This is a genomic window from Mesorhizobium sp. B2-8-3 (assembly GCF_006440815.1).
Classification (GTDB): domain Bacteria; phylum Pseudomonadota; class Alphaproteobacteria; order Rhizobiales; family Rhizobiaceae; genus Mesorhizobium.
The window spans coordinates 198,216-216,798 of sequence record NZ_VFTW01000003.1; the positions used below are offsets into that span (position 1 = coordinate 198,216).

Consider the following 18,583-nt stretch of genomic DNA (forward strand, 5'->3'; position numbering starts at 1 on the left):
TAGACCGGCTCAGCGCAGCATCAGCACGCTGCACTCGGCGCCGACCTGCGCGGCGGGCGCGAAGGGCTGGCGCACGATCAGGCCGTTGGCGTCGGCAAGCATGCGCAGCATCGAGGAGTCCTGGATGCCGAAAGGCGTCGCGACCAGGGTGCCGGCGTCCTCGCGCACGATGGCGCGCACGTAGTCCTGCCTGAAATCGTTGGCCTGCATCGCGGCGCCCAGCTTGGCCGTTCGCACGTCCTGCCGGTGATCGCGGCCGCCGAGCCTGGCAAGCAGCGGCTTCAAGAAGAGTTGCGAGCAGACGATGCTTGCCACCGGATTGCCGGGCAGGCCGATGCAACGGACATTGCCAAGCCGGCCAAACATCAGCGGTTTGCCGGGGCGCATGGCGATCTTCCAGAAGTCGAGCTTCATGCCTTCGCCGGTCAGCACGTCATGGATCAGGTCGTGGTCGCCGACCGAGGCGCCGCCGAGCGTGACGATAACATCGGCGTTCGCCTCGACCGCTTTCCTGACCAGCGCGGCGATCGCCTCCTGGCGGTCGGCGGCGATGCCGAGATCGAGCGCGCGCGCGCCGACCGACTGGGCGGCGGCAACGACGCCATAGGCGTTGGACGAAATGATCTGGTCGGGACCGAGCGCGCTGCCTGGCGGCAGCAATTCGTCGCCGGTGGCGATGATCGCAACCAGCGGCCGCCGCACGACGTTCAAGGCGGGGTGGTTGGCCGACGCCGCCAGCGAAAGGGCCGCCGCGTCGAGCGCGCGGCCTTTTTCGAGCAGCAGGTCGCCTTGGCCGAAGTCGAGCCCGCGGCGACGGACATTGCGTCCTTCGGCGGTCGGCTCCGTCACTTCGATCTGGCGGTTGCCAAGGTCGCGGACGTTTTCCTGGATGACGATGGTGTCGGCGCCTTCAGGCAGCGGCGCACCGGTAAAGATGCGCACGGCCTGGCCTTTGCCGACGGTCCCGGAGAAACCGCGCCCGGCGGGCGCCATGCCTATGACCTCGAGTTCAGCCGGCGCTGAAGCGACATCGGCGGATCTTGCAGCATAGCCGTCCATGGCCGAGGCGTTGAACGGCGGCTGCGTGCGTAGCGCCACGACCGGCTCCGCCAGGACCCGTCCAGCCGCTTCGGCGAGCGGAATGCTTTCGCCGGGCAATGGCGCGGCGCCGTCGAGCAGGCGTTCGAGCGCTTCGGCGACCGGAACCAAGGCCATCAGGCATCCACCTTGTAGTCGCCGGACTTGCCGCCTGTCTTCTCGACCAGCCGGATGCCGGAAACCATCATGCCGCGGTCCACCGCCTTGGCCATGTCGTAAATGGTGAGGCAGGCGACCGACGCCGCGGTCAGCGCCTCCATCTCGACGCCGGTCTTGCCGGTGACGCGGGCAAGCGCGGTGACCCTGAGGCCAGGCAGCGTGCGGTCCGGCTCGATCTCGACGGCAACTTTTGTCAGAAGCAGCGGATGGCAGAGCGGGATCAGCTCATGCGTTTTCTTTGCGGCCATGATACCGGCGATACGGGCTGTGCCCAGCACATCGCCCTTCTTGGCGTCGCCGGCGAGAATCATCTCCAGCGTTTCCGGCCGCATCGAGACAAAACCTTCGGCGATCGCCGTGCGGATCGTCTCGGCCTTGTCGCCGACATCGACCATATTGGCTTCGCCCTTGGCGCCAAGATGGGTGAGGGCCATCTCAGATGGCCTCGGCCGCTGCCTTGCCTGTCAGCAGAAGCTCGGTCGCCGCGGCCACGTTCGCTTGCCGCATCAGGCTCTCGCCGACCAGGAAGGTGCTGATGCCGGTCTTCTGCATCCTGAGGCAGTCGCCGTGGGTGAAGATGCCGCTCTCGCTGACCAGCAGGTAGCCGCCCGGCACCATTCGCGCCAGCCGCTCGGAAGTCTCAAGGCTGGTCTCGAAGGTCCGCAGATTGCGGTTGTTGATACCGATCAGTCGCGACGACAATTTTAGCGCGCGCTCCGTTTCGGCCTCGTCATGCACCTCGATCAGCGCGTCCATCCCGAGTTCGAAGGCGATAGCTTCCAATTCGCTCGCCAGAGCATCGTCCACGCTTGCCATGATGATCAAGATGGCGTCTGCGCCCCAGGCTCGTGCTTCGTAGACCTGGTAAGGGTCGAATAGGAAATCCTTACGCAATGCGGGCAGGGACACCGCCTTGCGCGCCTTGGTGAGAAATTCCGGCGCGCCTTGGAAGGATGGCGCGTCGGTCAGCACCGAAAGGCAGGTCGCGCCACCTTTCTGATAGGCCTTGGCCAAGGCTGGCGGGTCGAAATCGGCGCGGATCAGCCCCTTGGAGGGGCTGGCCTTCTTGATTTCGGCAATCAACGCGAAGCCGCCGCCCCGGCGCTTGGCCTCGAGCGCAGCAAGGAAGCCGCGCGGCGGCTCGGCGTCCCTGGCTTTCGCCTTGATCTCGGCGAGCGGCATGGCGAGCTTGGCTGCCGCGATCTCGTCGCGCTTGTAGGCTTCGATCTTGCGCAGGATGTCCGACAAGGCCTTATCCGTTCGAAATCTCGACGAGCTTGTCCAGCACGCCAAGCGCGCGACCGCTGTCGATCGCTTGCGCCGCCGCCGCGATGCCGTCGGCAAGCGTCGTCGCCTTGCCGGCCACGACCAGCCCGGCGCCGGCATTCATCAGCACCGTATCGCGATAGGCGCCAGCGGCGCCGCCCAGCATATCGCGCAGTTCCTTGGCGTTGTAGGCGGCGTCGCCGCCGCGCAGCTCTTCCTTGGTGTGCCGCTTCAGTCCGAAGGCTTCCGGCGTCAGGATGAAGCTGCGGATCTCGCCGCCGACAAGCTCCGCCACCTGGGTTTCACCCGTCGTGGTGATCTCGTCATAGCCGTCGCCATGGACAACCCAGGCATGGTCGGCGCCCAGCGCCTTCAACGTCTCGGCCACCGGCATGATCCACTCCGGCAGGAAGACGCCGACCATCTGGCGACTGACGCCGGCGGGATTCGACAAAGGCCCGAGCAGGTTGAAGATGGTGCGCGTGCCGAGCTCGACGCGGGTCGGCCCGACATGCTTCATCGCCGGATGATGCGCCGGCGCGAACATGAAGCCGACGCCGGTCTCATGGATGCAGCGGCCGATCATCTCCGGCGGGATGTCTATTCTGACGCCCAGCGCCGTCAGCACGTCGGCGGAGCCGGTCAGCGAGGACAGCCCGCGATTGCCATGCTTGGCGACCGGCACCCCGGCGGCTGCAATGACGAAGGCCGAAGCGGTCGAGATGTTGACCGAATGCGAATTGTCGCCGCCAGTGCCGACGATGTCGATGGCGCCTTGCGGCGCCTCGACGCGCAGCATCTTTGCGCGCATCGTGGCGACCGCGCCGGAAATCTCGCCTACCGTCTCGCCGCGCACGCGCAGCGCCATCAGGAAGCCGCCGATCTGGCCCGGCGTCGCGTCGCCCGACATGATGATGTCGAACGCCTCGCGCGCTTCCTCGAAGGAAAGCGCGGTGCCCGTGGCGACCTTGGCTATGTGTGTCTTCAGAGCGCTCATCGTGTCTGTGCTTGCGAAACGGCGTTCGGATCGATGCGAACGTCATATTGCGACTGCAACTGCGCCACCAACTGGTCGAGCAGATCGTCGGACATGCCGGCGCCGAAGGATTTCTGCGCGTCGTCCGGCACCGCGCTGCCATCGGCGCCTGCCGGCTCGAAGACCTCGGCGACCTTGAACAGGATCTGGCCGTCGCCGGTGGGCGAGGCGATCAAACCGGTACCGCCTTCGCCGACGCCGAACATGGCCGCGGCGCCTTCCTTGCCGAAATCGGCATCGTCGGCTTCGCGCTTCAGACCGCGCTTGGTCTGCTTGTCGAGCTTGAGCTCGCCGGCGATGATATCGAGCGTGGTGCCTGCCTTGAGGCGTTTTTCCAGCTCCTGGGCCCTAGCGTCGAGCCGCTTGTCGGTCTCGGCCTCCGTCCAGTCGGCGACGACCTTCTTGCGGACTTCATCCAGCGTGCGGTCGCGCGCCGGCGTGATCGACTGCACTTCGTAGAAGACGAAACCGTTGTCGGCAGTCGTCAGGCCCTCGTTCTCGGTATTGGGCTCCGCCGCGAACACCGATTTGATCAGCTCGGCCGATTGCGGCAGGTCGTTGACGATCGTGCCGTCCGGCCGCTGGCCGGTACGGTCGATGGCGTCGATGGTGACGACCTTGAGCTTCAGCTTGTCGGCGGCCTGGGCAAGCGAGGCGCCCGAGGCGCGGGTGTCCTCGTAGCTGTCATGCACGTCGAGCAGGATGCGGTTCGCTTCGCCGAGCGCCAGGTCCTTGCGGATCTGGTCGGACACTTCCGAAAGCGGCTTCACCACCTGTGGCTTGATCTCGGTCACGCGCAAGAGCACGGGACCGAAGGCGCCCTGGATGACCTGGCTGACCTCGTTGGCATTGAGCGAGAAAGCCGCATCGGCCACCGCCTTGTCGGCGATCTTGTCCTTGGCCAGCGTGCCGAGCAGCGTGTCGGCCTGCGTCTTGCCTTCGGCGGTGACGAGCTTGTCGAAGGTAGCGCCAGCCTTCAGCGAATCCAAAGCGGCCTTGGCCGCATCCGGCGTCTTGAACACCAGCTGCTCGATGGTGCGCATCTCGGGCGTCGTGTAGCGCGCGATATTCTTGTTGTAGTCCTCGCTGACCTGCTGGTCGGTCACCGCGGACGGATCGGCTATGTCCTGCGGCTCCAACCTGACATAGGAGAATTTGCGATATTCCGGCGCGGCATAGTTCTTCTTGTTGGCGTCGAAATAGGCGTTGAGGGCGCTGTCCGACGGCGCCTCGATCGGCTGCACCAGCGTCTTCGGCAGCACGAGATAGTCGATCGTGCGATCCTCGCCGCGATAGAGAGAGACCGCCTTCAGGAAGGTCTGCGGAACCTTGAGGCCGTCGGAGATCGCCTCGACGATCTGCTGGCGCACGGCCACCTGCGAGCGGTTCCTGAGGTAGTCCTCAGGCCGCATGCCAAGCTCGCGCAGCAGATACTCGAAGGTCCGACGATCGAACTGGCCGCCGGGGCCTTTGAAAGCCGGATCCTCGCGCGTCAGTTCGGCCAGCCGATCCTTGGAGAGGCCGAGCCCGAGCTTGCGCGCCTGTTCGTCGAGCACGGCGCCCGAAACGAGCTGCGCCAGCACCTGGTTGTCGACACCGAGCAGCTTGGCCTGGTCGTGGGTGATGCGCTGGCCATATTGCTGCGACAGTAGGCTGAGCTGGCGGTCGTAAGCGAGGCGGTACTCGTTGATCGAGACCTCCGTACCACCGGCCGTGATGACCGCGTGATGACCGCCCAGCACACCGCCCACCATGCGGGTGGTGATGCCCCAGGCGGCGAAACTGATCACCAGCAAGGACAGCAACGCCTTCGCGACCCAGGTGCCCGCCGCGCTTCTCAATATACCAAGCATGCATACTTCCGATTTTTGCGCATTTTCGCATGCGCCGAGTCTGAAACAAGCGCAATAGCGCCCTTCCGGTCCACTGTCGATTGCTTTGTGACCTGATTTTGGTAGTGAGGGCGCTGCTTAATGTCGCTCGGAGAACGCGCCCCATGACCCCTGGAATCCGCCCGCTTGTCGCCGGCAATTGGAAAATGAACGGCACCAGCGCCTCGCTCAACGAGCTGCGGTCGATCGGCAACGGGTTCATGAGCGGGCTCGACGCGGAGACCGAAGCGCTGGTGTGCGTGCCGGCGACCTTGCTCCAGCGCGCCGCCGAGATCCTGTCGCGGACGCCGGTGCGGGCCGGTGGAGAGGATTGCCATCCCAAGGAGAGCGGCGCCTTTACGGGCGAGATTTCGGCCGAGATGCTCAAGGATGCCGGCGCGAGCCACGTCATCGTCGGCCATTCCGAGCGCCGCGAACTGTTCGGCGACGACGATGCAATGGTCCATGCCAAGGCATCGGCGGCCTGGCGGGCAGGACTGGTGGCCATCATCTGCATCGGCGAGACGCGCGCCGAGCGGGAGGCGGGCGCCACGCTCGATGTCCTGTCGCGCCAGCTTGACGGTTCCGTACCGGCGAGCGCCACCGCCGCCAACACCATCATCGCCTACGAGCCGGTCTGGGCCATCGGCACCGGCCTGACGCCGACCGCCGCCGACGTCGCCGACGCGCACGCGCATATCCGGGGCAAGCTGACGGCGCTGCTCGGCGATGCCGCGGCCAGGATGCGCATTCTTTATGGCGGCTCGGTCAAGCCTTCCAACGCGGTGGAACTGCTCGGCGTCGACAATGTCGACGGCGCGCTGGTCGGCGGCGCCAGCTTGAAGGCGGCCGACTTCCTGGCCATAGCGGAAGCTTATATGAACATGGCTTAGCCTGCGTTGATATTCAGGTGATGCCGGCCTGCGAACGATGGTTTCCTGCGCTTCCGGTGCTCACGTACTTTAGTACGCTCCGCTCCGTTTCTCGGAAACCACCGTTCTCGGCTCGGCCTGACCTGAATCTCAACACACCCTAGCCGTCTCCCAGGCTCGCGTGGGCTAAATCGTTGTAATGGCCGCATTGGTTCCCATATTCCCGGCCACGGGCTTGGAAATGCCGCCAAAGCATTGTAAGGAGCCGCCTCCAAATCATCGGTCGTATGCGCGGTCGCGCGCAAGGCCTCGCCAGGATAAATTATGGAAACCGTACTGATCGTCGTCCACCTCATGGTCGTGCTTGCCCTTGTCGGCGTGGTGCTGCTGCAGCGCTCCGAAGGCGGCGGCCTGGGCATCGGCGGCGGTTCCGGTTTCATGACCGCGCGGGGCGCTGCCAACGCGCTGACCCGCGCCACCGCCATCCTGGCGGCGGCCTTCTTCGTGACGTCGCTGGCGCTGTCGATCATTGCCCGCTACGGCGAAAAGCCGATCGACATCCTCGACCGTCCGGCAACGTCGACCTCGGGCAACGGCGTGCTCAACCAGCTGCCGGGATCGAATGGACCGGTGGGCAGCTCGCAACCCGCGGCCCCGGCCGGCGGTGCGACGACCACCACGCCGCTTGCCAATGGCACCACCGCGCCGGCCCCGGCCGCAACGCCTGCTCCGGCGCCCGCGAATCCGACCACCGCGCCGGCGGCCAACGGCGTCACCTTGCCGGTCACCCCTCAGGTTCCGAACCAGTAGCCGGACAGGCTCGGCCGCGATCTGTTGTTCTTTGAACACAGTCGCGGCAAATGCGCGCCCGATCACGAAGATTCAATCGGGCGTAGCGCCTGCCTCAGCTTGAGGCGATGACGGCTAATCGATTATAGATTGCGCGCGGCACTTTTCGGCGTCCTTGGGGGGCGCCGGGCGACGCCGTGGGCAACTTGCATTTGAACGATCGGATCTTCGCCATGCAGCTTCGCAGCTTCATCATTTTGGGAGTCTGTGCCGTCCTCGGCATGGGTTCCGCGGCCATCGCCGGACCGGCAAACATGGTCTCTTCACCGTCGGTAGAGAAGACCGACGCAATTCCTGTCGCCGCCAAGAGCGACGCATCGCAGTTGAAGCTTCTCAAGAAGAAGAAAAATCCGACCTCTGACGATCTCGCGCAGATCGGCAAGCTCGAGGCCAAGATCGCCGCCGACAAGCAGGCGGCAAAGGATAAGGCGCTCGAGGCTCGCAAGATGGCAATGCGCGAGGCCGCCAAGGCCAAGGCTGACGCGGCGCGCCAGGAATGGCTTGCCAAGAAGGGTACGGCCGCGCCGGCTGAAGTCGCCGACGCCAAGCCGGCCAAGAAGACCACCAAGATCATTTCGCTGCTGGAGCCGGTCGCGCCGATCATCCCGGCCAAGGCCGAGGAGCCTATCCCGGCTGAGGCCATGAACATCGCCGCCACCGGCAACAACGGTGAACTGCGCAGTGAGCAGCCCGGCCAGAAACAGGCGAGCAGCGGCGGTCTGTTCGACGGCCTCTTCGGCGGCGGCGTACAATCGACTTCGATCAGCTACCTGCCCGAGACCCGCGCGCTCGATTCGGCGCTGGCCAAGAAGGACGCCAAGCGACCCTTCAAGGTGAAGCCGGAATTCGTGCCGCAGGACGTTGCGTTCTCGGGTTATGAGCCGGGCACCATCGTCATCGATACCACTGCTCGTCGCCTTTACCTCGTCGAGAGCTTTTCGACGGCGCGGCGCTATGCCATCGCGGTCGGTCGCGAAGGACTGCAGTTCAAGGGCACCGTGGCTGTCGGCGACAAGCAGGAATGGCCGCGCTGGATCCCAACGCTCGACATGCAGAAGCGCGAGCCTAAGCATTACGGCCAGTACAAGGACGGCATGAACGGCGGCGGCCAGAACCCGCTCGGCGCGCGCGCCATCTACCTCTATGACGGCAAGAAGGACACGCATCTGCGCATCCATGGCACGATTGCTCCCCAGTCGATCGGAACCAGCGCCTCGAACGGCTGCTTCCGCATGATCAACGAGCACGTCATGGACCTCTACAGCCGCGTCAGGATCGGCACCAAGGTCGTTATCATCTAACGATTTCCAACAAACTGCCCAAAGGGCCGGCGACGCCGGCCCTTTTGTTTTGAATCTTTGCCTTGAAGCATGTCGTTCCCTCAAACCGTTCCATGCGTTTGGGCGATATGCTTCGGGAAAGGCTCTTTGCGAGCACCCGCGCCATTAGGGAAAAAGCCTTCGCGGCGGTTTTTTCTCTGGCGGAATCAATCAGGCCGCGTTAAGCGATGACTCCCATGGCGCGATATGTATTCATCACAGGCGGCGTGGTTTCCTCACTCGGAAAAGGCATCGCCGCAGCAGCTCTTGGGGCTCTTCTGCAGGCGCGAGGCTATCGCGCGCGGATCAAAAAGCTCGATCCCTACCTCAATGTCGACCCCGGGACGATGTCGCCGTACCAGCATGGCGAAGTGTTCGTGACCGATGACGGCGCCGAGACCGACCTCGATCTCGGCCATTACGAGCGCTTCACCGGGCGCTCGGCAAACCAGCAAGACAACATCACCACCGGCCGCATCTACAAGAACATCATCGAGCGCGAGCGGCGCGGCGACTATCTTGGCGCGACTGTCCAGGTGATCCCGCACGTCACCGACGAGATCAAGCATTTCGTGCTGGACGGCAATGACGACTACGACTTCGTGCTGTGCGAGATCGGCGGCACGGTCGGCGATATCGAGGCGATGCCGTTCCTGGAAGCGATTCGCCAGCTCGGCAACGACCTGCCGCGCAACAATGCGGTCTATGTGCATCTGACGCTGATGCCCTACATCCCGACCGCCGGCGAATTGAAGACCAAGCCGACGCAGCATTCGGTCAAGGAACTGCGCGGCATCGGTATCGCGCCGGACATCCTTCTGGTGCGCGCCGACCGGCCGATCCCGAAGGAAGAGCGTCGGAAACTTTCGCTGTTCTGCAACGTGCGCGAAAGCGCCGTCATCCAGGCGCTGGACGTGCCGCATATCTACGACGTGCCTCTGGCCTATCACCAGGAAGGCCTCGATTCGGAAGTGCTGGCGGCCTTCGGCATCGACCCGGCGCCGAAGCCGCGCATGGAGCCGTGGCAAAAGCTTTCCAACCACATCCACAATCCGGAAGGCGAGGTGACGATCGCCATCGTCGGCAAATATACCGGCCTCAAGGACGCCTACAAATCGCTGATCGAGGCGCTGTCGCATGGCGGCCTCGCCAATCGCGTCAAGGTCAAGCTCGACTGGATCGAAAGCGAGATCTTCGAGAAGGAAGATCCTGCGCCATGGCTGGAGAAGGTGCACGGCATCCTTGTTCCCGGCGGCTTCGGCGAGCGCGGTTCGGAAGGCAAGATCCTGGCGGCAAAGTTCGCGCGCGAACGCAAGGTGCCTTACTTCGGCATCTGCTTCGGCATGCAGATGGCTTGCATCGAGGCGGCCCGCTCGCTGGCGGGTGTCGACCATGCATCGTCGACCGAGTTCGGCCCGACCGACGAGCCCGTCGTCGGCCTCATGACCGAGTGGCTGAAGGGCAATATGCTTGAGAAGCGCAGGGTCACAGGCGATCTCGGCGGCACGATGCGGCTTGGCGCTTATCAGGCCGAACTCGCCAAGGGCTCGAAAATAGCGGATATCTACGGCGACACGCAGATTTCCGAGCGCCACCGGCACCGCTACGAAGTCAACATCGACTACAAGCAGCGGCTCGAGGATTGCGGCCTGGTGTTTGCCGGCATGTCGCCCGACGGCGTGCTGCCGGAGACGGTCGAATATCCCGACCATCCCTGGTTCATCGGCGTGCAGTATCACCCCGAGCTGAAGAGCCGCCCGCTCGACCCGCATCCGCTGTTCGCGAGCTTCATCTCGGCCGCGGTGGATCAGTCGCGGCTGGTCTGAGCGATCGGCTGGCGAACCGTGCCATGCAGACTTACGTCGCGCTGCTTTACAGCATCATCCTCGGCGAGGGACGGCGGGTCGTCATGTCGGACCTCAAGGCGATGGCCGAAAGGATCGGCCTGAAGAACGTCCGAACGCTGGTGGCGACGGGCAATCTGGTCTTCGAGGCGCGGACGGCCAGAATTTCCGATCTCGAGCATCGGCTGGAAAAGGCCTTCGAAGAGACTTTCGGCCGCCATGTCGATATTATCGTGCGCGGCGCGGAGGATTGGTTGAAGCTCGCGGCCGGCAATCCATTCCCGGACGATTCCGCGGACGCCGCCGACCAGGTGGCGGTGCGCGTCATGCGCAGGCCGGCGCCCGTCGAGGCCGCCGCAGCGCTCCAGGCCTACGCTGCCGAGGACGAGAAGGTGCTTTTGGTCGACGGCGATATCTGGGTGGTCTTTTCCCGCGAAAGACCGAGCTCGCGCCTGCTCGCGGCAGCAAGCCACAAGCGCATGGGCATCGGCACGTCGCGCAACTGGAACACGGTGCGGCGCTTGGCGGAGATGGTAGGCAGTAGGCAGTAGGCAGTAGGCAGTAGGCAGTAGGCAGTAGGCAGTAGGCAGTAGGCAGTAGGAGAGTGTTCTCTATTGCCTAAGCCCTACTGCCTACTGCCTCATTTTCAAGCCTTCGCCACCTTCGCACCTGCTCCGAGCGCCATGGTGCGCAGCACGTAGTAGACGGCGCCCGCGATCGCCACGCCGAAGAACCAGCCATAGACGCCCCACCAGGACGGCAGCCAGTTGGTGAAGTTGGGCAGGATCGAGGAGAAGATGGCGCCGATGCCGGCGGCGATGAAGGCGTTGACATGCCAGCCGCTCTGGAAACGGAACTCGCCGTCCTCGCGATAGAGCGCCTCGACGTCGACCTCGCTTTTGCGGATCAGGTAGTAGTCGACCATCATCACGCCGAAGATCGGTCCCATCGTCGCGCCGATGATGTTGACGAAGGAAGCGGCGCTGCCTTCCCATGGCGCGAAGGGATAGAGCACCAGGGCGATCAGCGCCGCGATGTAGCCGCCCTTCTTGAAGTCGATCTGGCGCGGGAAGACGTTGGAGAAGTCGAATGCCGGCGAGACGAAATTCGCCACGACGTTGATGCCCAGCGTCGCCACCGCGAAGGTCAACGCGGCGAGAGCGGCCAGGAACCAGCTGTCGAACTTGGCCGAGATCTGGTCGGGATGGAGCAGCACCTCATGGTAGACGTCATAAGCGGCGATCGTCGTGACGCCGGCCACCAGCGAGAACAGGATGAGATTGACCGGCAGGCCCCAGATGTTGCCCTTGCGCAGCGCCGCCTTGTCCGGCGCATAGCGGGCGAAATCGCAGAAGTTGAGGTAGAGCGCCGAGAAATAGGTCACCCAGATCGCCGCCACCGCGAACAGCGCGGTCCAGGAACCGGGCTCGCCCGGAACGCCGGCGTCCTTGGTCTTGTCCAGCAGCACATCCATCGGGATGTCGCTGGTGAAGGCGAAAGTGCCCGACTTGACGCAAAGATAGATAGCCAGGATCAGCATCATGATCCACACGGCCGGGCCGGCCCAGTCCTGGAAGCGGCGGACGGTTTCCATGCCCTTCTGGATGATCAGCAACTGCAGCGCCCAGATGATGACGAAGCAGATCACCTCCAGGGTCGAATGTCCCAGAAAGTGCGAGCTCTTGTTGAACTCGTCGAACCATTGCAGGCGCGTCAGCAGCGCCACGATGGCGCCTGAAGCCGCGGCCGTCTGGGCGCCGTACCAGAAGCAGGCGACGATCGCGCGCACCAGAGCCGGGACGTTGGCGCCCCAGATGCCGAAGGAGGCGCGGGCAAGCACGGGGTAGGGCACGCCGGTCTTCACGCCGGCATAGCCGACCATGTTCATCAGCGCGTAGATGATCAGCGAGCCGATGCCGATGGCGATGATGAAGTTGACGAAGCCGCCGCAGAACAGAAACAGGCTGGCCGCCAGGTAGTAGCCCCAGAGGCTGTGGACGTCCGAGGTCCAGACGTTGAAGATCGAAAACGGTCCCCAGTTCCTGACCGTTGCCGGAGCCAGATCCTCGTTGTAGAGGTCAGGCGATGCGCCTTGAATGGTCATTGCAAGTGTTCCCCTTGTTGCAAACGCGCCCTCACGCGTTTGACTGTAGAGGTTAAGCCTGACGCCGGGGAACCGGCAAGCAACCCATTTGCCGGCTTTCGCCTTAAAGATATTCAATGAGAATCGCCGTTATCCGACGGCTTCGGACTTGAACCGAGCTGAGTCGCCAAGCGGTTTTCGCGCAGGCTTGCCGGTTCCGAATTTTTTCCGACAGCAACCAAATTTGTTTGGAACCGATCCATAAGACGTGCGTTTAATAAGGTTCGGCTGCTCTGCGGCCGACCGGGAGGAAAACTATGGATCGCTTGCATTTCTTTACCCCAGTGCGAATTGCGCGTGGGCAGGGATACCCTGTGGAGGAAGTCGATAGCGTCTCCGAGGCGATGGTGTTCCTGCGGAAGTGGCCAACGGGCAGACGCGGCCCGGTTTATCAATGCGCCCTGAATTGCTGCGCGGCGGCTGTGTCGGGCAAGATGTCGGCCGAGGAAGCGCGCAAAGCCTTTGTCGGCTTTGCCCGCATCACCCGGCTGCTAGACGACGACATGGCGCTGCCGCTGGGTGGTGCGTCGATGGACAATGTCTACGCCCTGAGGCGGTAGGCTAAGCCGGTATTTGAGAACGCCGCGCCTACTCGGCGCGGCGGGCAGTTTGTCGTTTTGCATCGGTCCCGACATGGCCGAGATGTCTTCCCCTTTGTCATTCCGCGCAGTTCTGGGGCACCCGGTAGGAAATCGTCGCGAAATCGCTTATGTGAGCGCGATGCCTTGTTGATCGAGGATCAGAGAATCCGCCGGACGTGATGGAAAAGAGCATCGATTACAAAAAGGTGCGGCTTGCCATAGCCCCAATGATGGACTGGACGGATCGGCATTGCCGGTTCTTCCACCGCCAGTTGACGCGCCGGGCTCTGCTCTACACCGAGATGGTTGTGGCCGATGCCGTCATCCATGGCGCTCGCGAGCGGCTGCTCGGCTTCGATGACGCTGAGCATCCGGTTGCCCTGCAGCTTGGCGGATCGGACCCGCAAAAACTCGCCGAAGCGGCGCGGATTGGTGAGACGTTCGGCTATGACGAGGTCAACCTCAATGTCGGCTGCCCGTCCGACCGCGTTCAGTCGGGGACGTTCGGCGCCTGCCTGATGAAGACGCCGGTTCTGGTCGCCGAATGCGTCGCCGCGATGAAGGCTTCGGTGAAAATCCCCGTCACGGTCAAATGCCGCATCGGCGTCGACGAGCAAGACCCGGAGCCTGCTCTCGATATGCTTGCCGACAGCGTTCTCGCCGCGGGCGCCGACGCGCTCTGGGTGCATGCCCGCAAGGCCTGGCTGGAGGGGCTGAGCCCCAAGGAGAACCGGGAAATTCCACCGCTCGACTATCCGCGCGCCTACCGGCTGAAGGCCAGAAAGCCGGACGAATTCATCGGCATCAATGGCGGCATTCAATCGCTTGCCGAGGCGTCGGCTCATCTCGGGCATGTCGACGGCGCGATGCTCGGCCGCGCGGCCTATCACACGCCCGGCATCCTTGCCGGCGTCGATGCCGCCTTCTACGGCGAGGCGGCGACCACCTTCGACTACGCGGCGCTGATCGACGCCATGGCCGGCTACGCGGCGCGCCATATCGAGCGGGGCGGGCGGCTCGGCCACATTACGCGCCACATGGTCGGACTGTTCCACGGCTTGCCTGGGGCGCGCCGCTTCCGGCAAATCCTGTCGACGGATGCGAACAGGCCTGGCGCCGGGGCGGAGGTGTTGAAGACCGCGTTCGCCGCGATTGATCTCACGGCCGCGGAAGCAGAGGCAGCCTGACCTTTGATCAGTCCCGCAGGATCATGCGGTCGCCGCGCACGTCGAAGCCCGACAATGAACCGATGAAGTTCATGCCGAGCAGGCTTTGGTCCAACATGCCGGGCGCAGCGACCATCACCGACATGTCCTTGCGCACGATGCCGCCGATCGCCACCTCGTCGGTCTTGACCGTCGCCGCGCGCGCCATGCCGTTGGCGGTGGAGACGTCCACGCTGTAGCTGAGCGCCGCCGGGTTGAACCCCGCGGCTTGCGCATCTTCGGACGTCAGCACCGTGCTCGTCGCACCCGTGTCGACCACGGCGCGCACCGGGGTGCCGTTGACCAGGATGCGGGCCTCGAAATGGCCGTTGTCGGCCTTGTCGAGCGTGACGGTCGGGCGGCCGTTCTCCACGCCGAGCGCCAGCGGGCTGCCCGGGACGAGGCCGGCGGTCACGCGGCTCGCGACGTCCTGCAATTCGTAGCGATACTGGTAGCCTGCGATCAGCACGAGCACGAACGCGGCCCAGACGCCGAGATTGCGCGCCATGTCGCCCATCGGCCGACCGGAGCGGAGCAGGCTCGCGCCGATCACCATGACCAGCACGCCGACCCAGATCAGCCGGCCGAAATCGTTGTTGGCCATGCCGAAGGTGTGGCCGGCTGAATTGTTGAGCATCAGCAGCACCAGCCCGACGCCGATCACCGCCATGACGATCCAGAACAGCCGGTTCATCGGTTTCTTCTCACAAGACGCCGCGCTCGCGCGCCATGCGGCTGCGCCGGGTTTCACGACGCGGCCGCCGCTCGACCGTTTCGAGCCGCGCCGGCAATTCGGACATCACCGCCCGGCGCGTTTCGGGGGTCATCGTCAGCCAGCCGGAAATCTCGTCGCGCGTGCGGCCGCAACCGAAGCAGAAGCCGGTTTTCATATCGATCGAACAGACCAGGATGCAGGGGGATTCGATGGCGGACATGCTGTTCTCTTGCCTTTATTCCACATGGTGCAACCGCCGGAGCAATGCAAGCCCTCCGCAATGCGCCACAGGGCAACGCGTTCGCGGCATCGTCAGGCGGTTGTGCCGGCTGGAGAAGGCGGCTATGCCGCTTGCGATTTCCGCAACGGACCGCGACCGACATAAATGACCGCAACGCCTTTCGACGATTTCCGAAGCCTCATGGCGGCGTTGCCGCCTGCTGATGACGCGGCGGCCGCCCGTGTCCGCGCGCTGTTCGCCAAAGCGGACAAACCGAAGGAATCGCTCGGGCGCATCGAGGACATCGCGGCCTGGATTGCCGCCTGGAGCGGACGCGCGCCACCGGCGATCAACCGGCCGCTAATGGCGATCTTCGCCGGCAATCACGGCGCCGTCAGGCATGGCATTTCGCCGCGTCCGGTGGCGGCGACCGCCAATGAGGTCGAACTCTGCGCCGCCGGCGGCGCCGCGATCAACCAGGTCTGCGTCGCCAACGATCTCGGCCTGAAAGTCTTCGACCTCGCCTTAGACATTCCCACGGGCGACGTCACCGAGGAAGCCGCGCTCGACGAACGCGGCTGCGCCGCGACCATGGCCTTCGGCATGGAGGCGGTGGCGGGCGGCGCCGATCTTCTGTGCCTGGGTGATCTCGGAGTCGGCAATTCGACGATCGCCGCCGCTCTTTGCGCCGCGCTGTTCGGCGGCAACGGGGCCGATTGGGTCGGGCCGGGGTCGGGCGCCGACGCTGCGATGACCGCGCGCAAGGCCGAGGTCGTCGATCGGGCGCTGGCACTCCACGGTTCCGGCCTGGACGATCCGCTCGAGGCCTTGCGCAGGGTCGGCGGGCGCGAGTTCGCGGCGATCTGCGGCGCCATTCTGGCGGCGCGCATGGAGAAGATTCCTGTCCTGCTCGACGGGTTCGCGGCGACCGCGGCGGCCGCTGCCCTTTACGCGGCCAATCCTGGCGCGCTCGATCACTGCCTGCTTGCCAGCCTGTCGCCGGAGCCCGGCCACGCCAAGGCGGCCGAACGGCTCGGACTGCGGCCACTGCTCGATTTCGGCATCAGCCATGGCGAAGGGGTAGGGGCCGCTCTCGCCGCCGGAATCGTCAAGGCCGCGGCGTTGACCAGTTCCGGCATGGCGATGGCTATCCGGCTTTAGAGCCGACAGGGATTGCCTCAGCGGCGCCCCCGCGCCGCAACGGTCTTGGTCGGCAAAGCCGGCAGTTCTTCCATCACCCGGCTCAACGGGAAAATGGCGATCGCCTCGGTGCCCTCACGCAGCTTGGAATGCAGCTCGAACTCGCCGCCATGCATGGCGAGCAGGCCCTGCACGATCGGCAGGCCGAGGCCGGTTCCCTGTTCGGCGCTCTTGATGGCGATGGAGCCCTGGCCGAAAGCGGAAAGCACCACCGGGATTTCCTCCTCCGGTATGCCCGGTCCGTTGTCCTTGACCGATATGTACTGACCGCCGCCGGCGGTCCAGCCGACGCGTACGCGCACTTCGCCGCCGGACGGGGTGAACTTGATCGAATTGGACAGGAGGTTGAGCGTGATCTGCCTGACTGCGCGCTCATCGGCGAAGAGCCGCGGCAAGGTCTCCTCGAATTCCTGGATGACGCGGATGTCCTTGTTGCGGGCACGCAGCTCCATCATGTGGCAGCAATCCTCGACTATGGTCACCAGCACGACCGGCTCCTCGTTGAGCTGGTAGCGGCCGGCCTCGATGCGCGACAAATCGAGGATCTCGTTGATCAGGTCGAGCAGGTGCTGTCCGGACTCGTGCACGTCATGGGCATAGTCGCGGTAGGTCGGATTGTTCATCGGCCCCAGCACTTCATTGGCCATCACTTCGGAGAAGCCAAGGATGGCGTTGAGCGGCGTCCTGAGTTCGTGGCTCATGGAGGCGAGAAAACGCGATTTCGCCAGATTGGCGTCCTCGGCGCGCCGCCTTGCCTCGTCCGACATCGATTTGGCCGTCTCCACCTCGGCGATCAGCGCGTCCTTCTCCGAGCGGAAGGAGAGCAGCATCAACGACGCCCGGTTGAGATGACGCGCGACGTAGCCGAAGAAGGGAAGCGCGGCGATAAGCAACGCCGCCATCGTGGCTTCGATCGGCGTCCACAGGCGCAGGATGGTGTAGACGTAAACGGCAACGGGAATTGTAAAGGTGGCCAACAGCGCACCGCCAAGCGAGGAGGCCATCACGGCGGTCGTCGCCATGGCGACCAGCAGCACCATGGCCTTGGCCACATGGAACTGGTCGATCTGGCAGGTGTCGCAGCCGATCCAGGCGAACCACGCCCAGCCAAGGCCGCACAGGAAGTGGCCGATCAAGAAGTCGCGGCGCGTCTGCGCCGGGTCGAGTTCGGCTGCCTCGGTTCGCTCCACGCGACGCGCCATGAAAGCGACGATCGCGTAGCAAAGCAGCATCGACAAGGCCCAGATGGTGACTTGGCTGTCCATTCCCGCCAGCCGACCAACGGCCGCCACGGCGAGCACGAGCAGCGGGATCGCGACCGCGCCGACCACCATGGCGCGCGCATGCAGTTTCAGCAGTTCACGGTCGAAATCGAGGCTGCCCGCCTGCTGCGAGAGGCGGTCGCGCGTCTTGCGCACCGCGCGCGCCACATCGCTGTTGCGGTGCGGTTTACGGCGGTCCACAATAAATTTATCCGCTGTGTTCGAGCGTTGCAAAGGCATACAGACTTCAATTTCTGCGCGCAGCGACTGTCAGTTCGTTAAGCTACGTTCGAATGATTAAGAGACTGTTTGCCATATGAGCCGTTTCGGGCCGCGAGGACCGCGCCGCCGCTACGCGGCAAGCTCGCCGCGAAGCCTCTGGCGCGAGCTGCTGGACTATGGGCTGGCCTTCCTCTTGCTCGGATTGCTTATCCTGGTGGCGGCCCGCCTCGACCGCTTCGAAACACGCAGGGAGCAAGGCACGGCGATCGTCAATGACGGTGATTCGATCACGCTCGGGACCGAGCGCATTCGCATGCGCGGCATCGACGCTCCGGAGTATCAGCAGACCTGCCAGAAGGCCGGCGCCGACTATCCCTGCGGCAAGCTGGCGCGGCAGGCGCTGGTACGCCTGATCGCCGGCAGGCCTGTTTCCTGCAGCGGCTGGCAGCGCGACCGCTACGGCCGCCTGCTCGGCGACTGCAGGGCAGGTGACGCCGACCTGAACCGGGCCCAGGTGCAGGCCGGATGGGCGGTTGCCTTCGGCGACTTCGAGACCGAGGAAGCGGTGGCGAGAGCGGCCAAGGCCGGCATCTGGGCAGGCGCCTTCGAGGAGCCGCAGCAATGGCGTGACAGCCATCACAATGCGCCGGTCGAGAGAAAGCACGGCGTGCTCGCCTCGTTCGGCGACGTGCTGCGCGAATTTGTTCGCTTCTGGTGATGG

18 protein-coding genes are annotated in these 18,583 nt (G+C 64.6%); 9 read left to right on the forward strand and 9 right to left on the reverse strand.

Annotated elements, in window-relative coordinates; genetic code table 11:
• Positions 1-9: 9 nt before the first annotated feature.
• The 5 genes from glp to FJ418_RS06250 are packed head-to-tail and all read right to left on the reverse strand — an operon-like array spanning position 10 to position 5,412.
• Complete coding sequence (gene glp, locus FJ418_RS06230) at positions 10-1,215, reverse strand: gephyrin-like molybdotransferase Glp (protein WP_140856770.1); 1,206 nt, start codon at positions 1,213-1,215, stop codon at positions 10-12.
• Positions 1,215-1,691, reverse strand: a complete 477-nt coding sequence (gene moaC, locus FJ418_RS06235) for a cyclic pyranopterin monophosphate synthase MoaC (RefSeq protein ID WP_140864297.1) — start codon at positions 1,689-1,691, stop codon at positions 1,215-1,217. The genes glp and moaC overlap by 1 nt, the downstream gene beginning before the upstream one ends.
• 1 nt (position 1,692) lies before the next feature.
• Entirely contained in the window at positions 1,693-2,505 is an 813-nt protein-coding gene (trpC, locus tag FJ418_RS06240; RefSeq protein WP_140653119.1) for an indole-3-glycerol phosphate synthase TrpC, read from the reverse strand.
• A 4-nt stretch (positions 2,506-2,509) separates the two neighbouring features.
• Positions 2,510-3,520, reverse strand: coding sequence for an anthranilate phosphoribosyltransferase (gene trpD / locus FJ418_RS06245; RefSeq protein ID WP_140864299.1), 1,011 nt, complete (start codon positions 3,518-3,520; stop codon positions 2,510-2,512).
• A complete protein-coding gene (locus FJ418_RS06250; RefSeq protein ID WP_140864301.1) occupies positions 3,517-5,412 on the reverse strand; it encodes a peptidyl-prolyl cis-trans isomerase in 1,896 nt (631 codons plus the stop codon). Before FJ418_RS06250 ends, trpD begins: the two co-directional genes overlap by 4 nt.
• Positions 5,413-5,555: 143 nt before the next feature.
• Between FJ418_RS06250 and tpiA the strand changes: the two genes are divergently transcribed.
• The 5 genes from tpiA to FJ418_RS06275 all read left to right on the forward strand — a co-directional run bounded on the left by tpiA (position 5,556) and on the right by FJ418_RS06275 (position 10,865).
• Positions 5,556-6,323 carry a triose-phosphate isomerase gene (gene tpiA, locus FJ418_RS06255; protein ID WP_140864303.1) on the forward strand — a complete coding sequence of 256 codons (768 nt, stop codon included), beginning with the start codon at positions 5,556-5,558 and terminating at the stop codon, positions 6,321-6,323.
• 303 nt (positions 6,324-6,626) lie between these two features.
• A complete protein-coding gene (gene secG, locus FJ418_RS06260; RefSeq protein ID WP_140782793.1) occupies positions 6,627-7,112 on the forward strand; it encodes a preprotein translocase subunit SecG in 486 nt (161 codons plus the stop codon).
• 212 nt (positions 7,113-7,324) lie between these two features.
• Positions 7,325-8,452, forward strand: a complete 1,128-nt coding sequence (locus tag FJ418_RS06265) for a L,D-transpeptidase (RefSeq protein ID WP_140782792.1) — start codon at positions 7,325-7,327, stop codon at positions 8,450-8,452.
• Between the two features lie 206 nt (positions 8,453-8,658).
• Positions 8,659-10,296, forward strand: coding sequence for a CTP synthase (locus FJ418_RS06270; protein WP_140642644.1), 1,638 nt, complete (start codon positions 8,659-8,661; stop codon positions 10,294-10,296).
• A gap of 23 nt (positions 10,297-10,319) precedes the next feature.
• A complete protein-coding gene (locus FJ418_RS06275; protein WP_140709760.1) occupies positions 10,320-10,865 on the forward strand; it encodes a DUF1697 domain-containing protein in 546 nt (181 codons plus the stop codon).
• A 95-nt stretch (positions 10,866-10,960) separates the two neighbouring features.
• Here the strand turns inward: FJ418_RS06275 and FJ418_RS06280 are convergent, their stop codons facing one another.
• A complete protein-coding gene (locus tag FJ418_RS06280) occupies positions 10,961-12,418 on the reverse strand; it encodes an NCS1 family nucleobase:cation symporter-1 (RefSeq protein ID WP_140864305.1) in 1,458 nt (485 codons plus the stop codon).
• 296 nt (positions 12,419-12,714) lie between these two features.
• Here FJ418_RS06280 and FJ418_RS06285 point away from each other — a divergent pair, with 296 nt between their 5' ends.
• Together FJ418_RS06285 and dusA are read left to right on the forward strand one after the other, a co-directional pair.
• Entirely contained in the window at positions 12,715-13,017 is a 303-nt protein-coding gene (locus tag FJ418_RS06285) for a DUF982 domain-containing protein (protein WP_073986813.1), read from the forward strand.
• Positions 13,018-13,217: 200 nt separating this feature from the next.
• Positions 13,218-14,225 (forward strand): tRNA dihydrouridine(20/20a) synthase DusA, encoded by a 1,008-nt coding sequence (gene dusA, locus FJ418_RS06290; protein WP_140864307.1) that lies wholly within the window; start codon positions 13,218-13,220, stop codon positions 14,223-14,225.
• A 7-nt stretch (positions 14,226-14,232) separates the two neighbouring features.
• Here the strand turns inward: dusA and FJ418_RS06295 are convergent, their stop codons facing one another.
• Together FJ418_RS06295 and FJ418_RS06300 are read right to left on the reverse strand one after the other, a co-directional pair.
• A complete protein-coding gene (locus FJ418_RS06295) occupies positions 14,233-14,937 on the reverse strand; it encodes a TIGR02281 family clan AA aspartic protease (protein WP_140642630.1) in 705 nt (234 codons plus the stop codon).
• A 10-nt stretch (positions 14,938-14,947) separates the two neighbouring features.
• Positions 14,948-15,178, reverse strand: a complete 231-nt coding sequence (locus FJ418_RS06300; protein WP_140642628.1) for a DUF1289 domain-containing protein — start codon at positions 15,176-15,178, stop codon at positions 14,948-14,950.
• Positions 15,179-15,343: 165 nt separating this feature from the next.
• On the opposite strand from FJ418_RS06300, the gene FJ418_RS06305 reads away from it, so the two are divergent.
• On the forward strand, positions 15,344-16,339 hold the full coding sequence (locus FJ418_RS06305; RefSeq protein WP_140864309.1) for a nicotinate-nucleotide--dimethylbenzimidazole phosphoribosyltransferase: 996 nt from the start codon (positions 15,344-15,346) through the stop codon (positions 16,337-16,339).
• Between the two features lie 17 nt (positions 16,340-16,356).
• Here the strand turns inward: FJ418_RS06305 and FJ418_RS06310 are convergent, their stop codons facing one another.
• Positions 16,357-17,880, reverse strand: a complete 1,524-nt coding sequence (locus FJ418_RS06310) for a HAMP domain-containing sensor histidine kinase (RefSeq protein ID WP_140864311.1) — start codon at positions 17,878-17,880, stop codon at positions 16,357-16,359.
• 76 nt (positions 17,881-17,956) lie between these two features.
• Here FJ418_RS06310 and FJ418_RS06315 point away from each other — a divergent pair, with 76 nt between their 5' ends.
• Positions 17,957-18,580: a thermonuclease family protein gene (locus tag FJ418_RS06315; protein WP_140864313.1), complete on the forward strand. Its 624-nt coding sequence runs from the start codon at positions 17,957-17,959 to the stop codon at positions 18,578-18,580.
• Positions 18,581-18,583 lie beyond the last annotated feature (3 nt).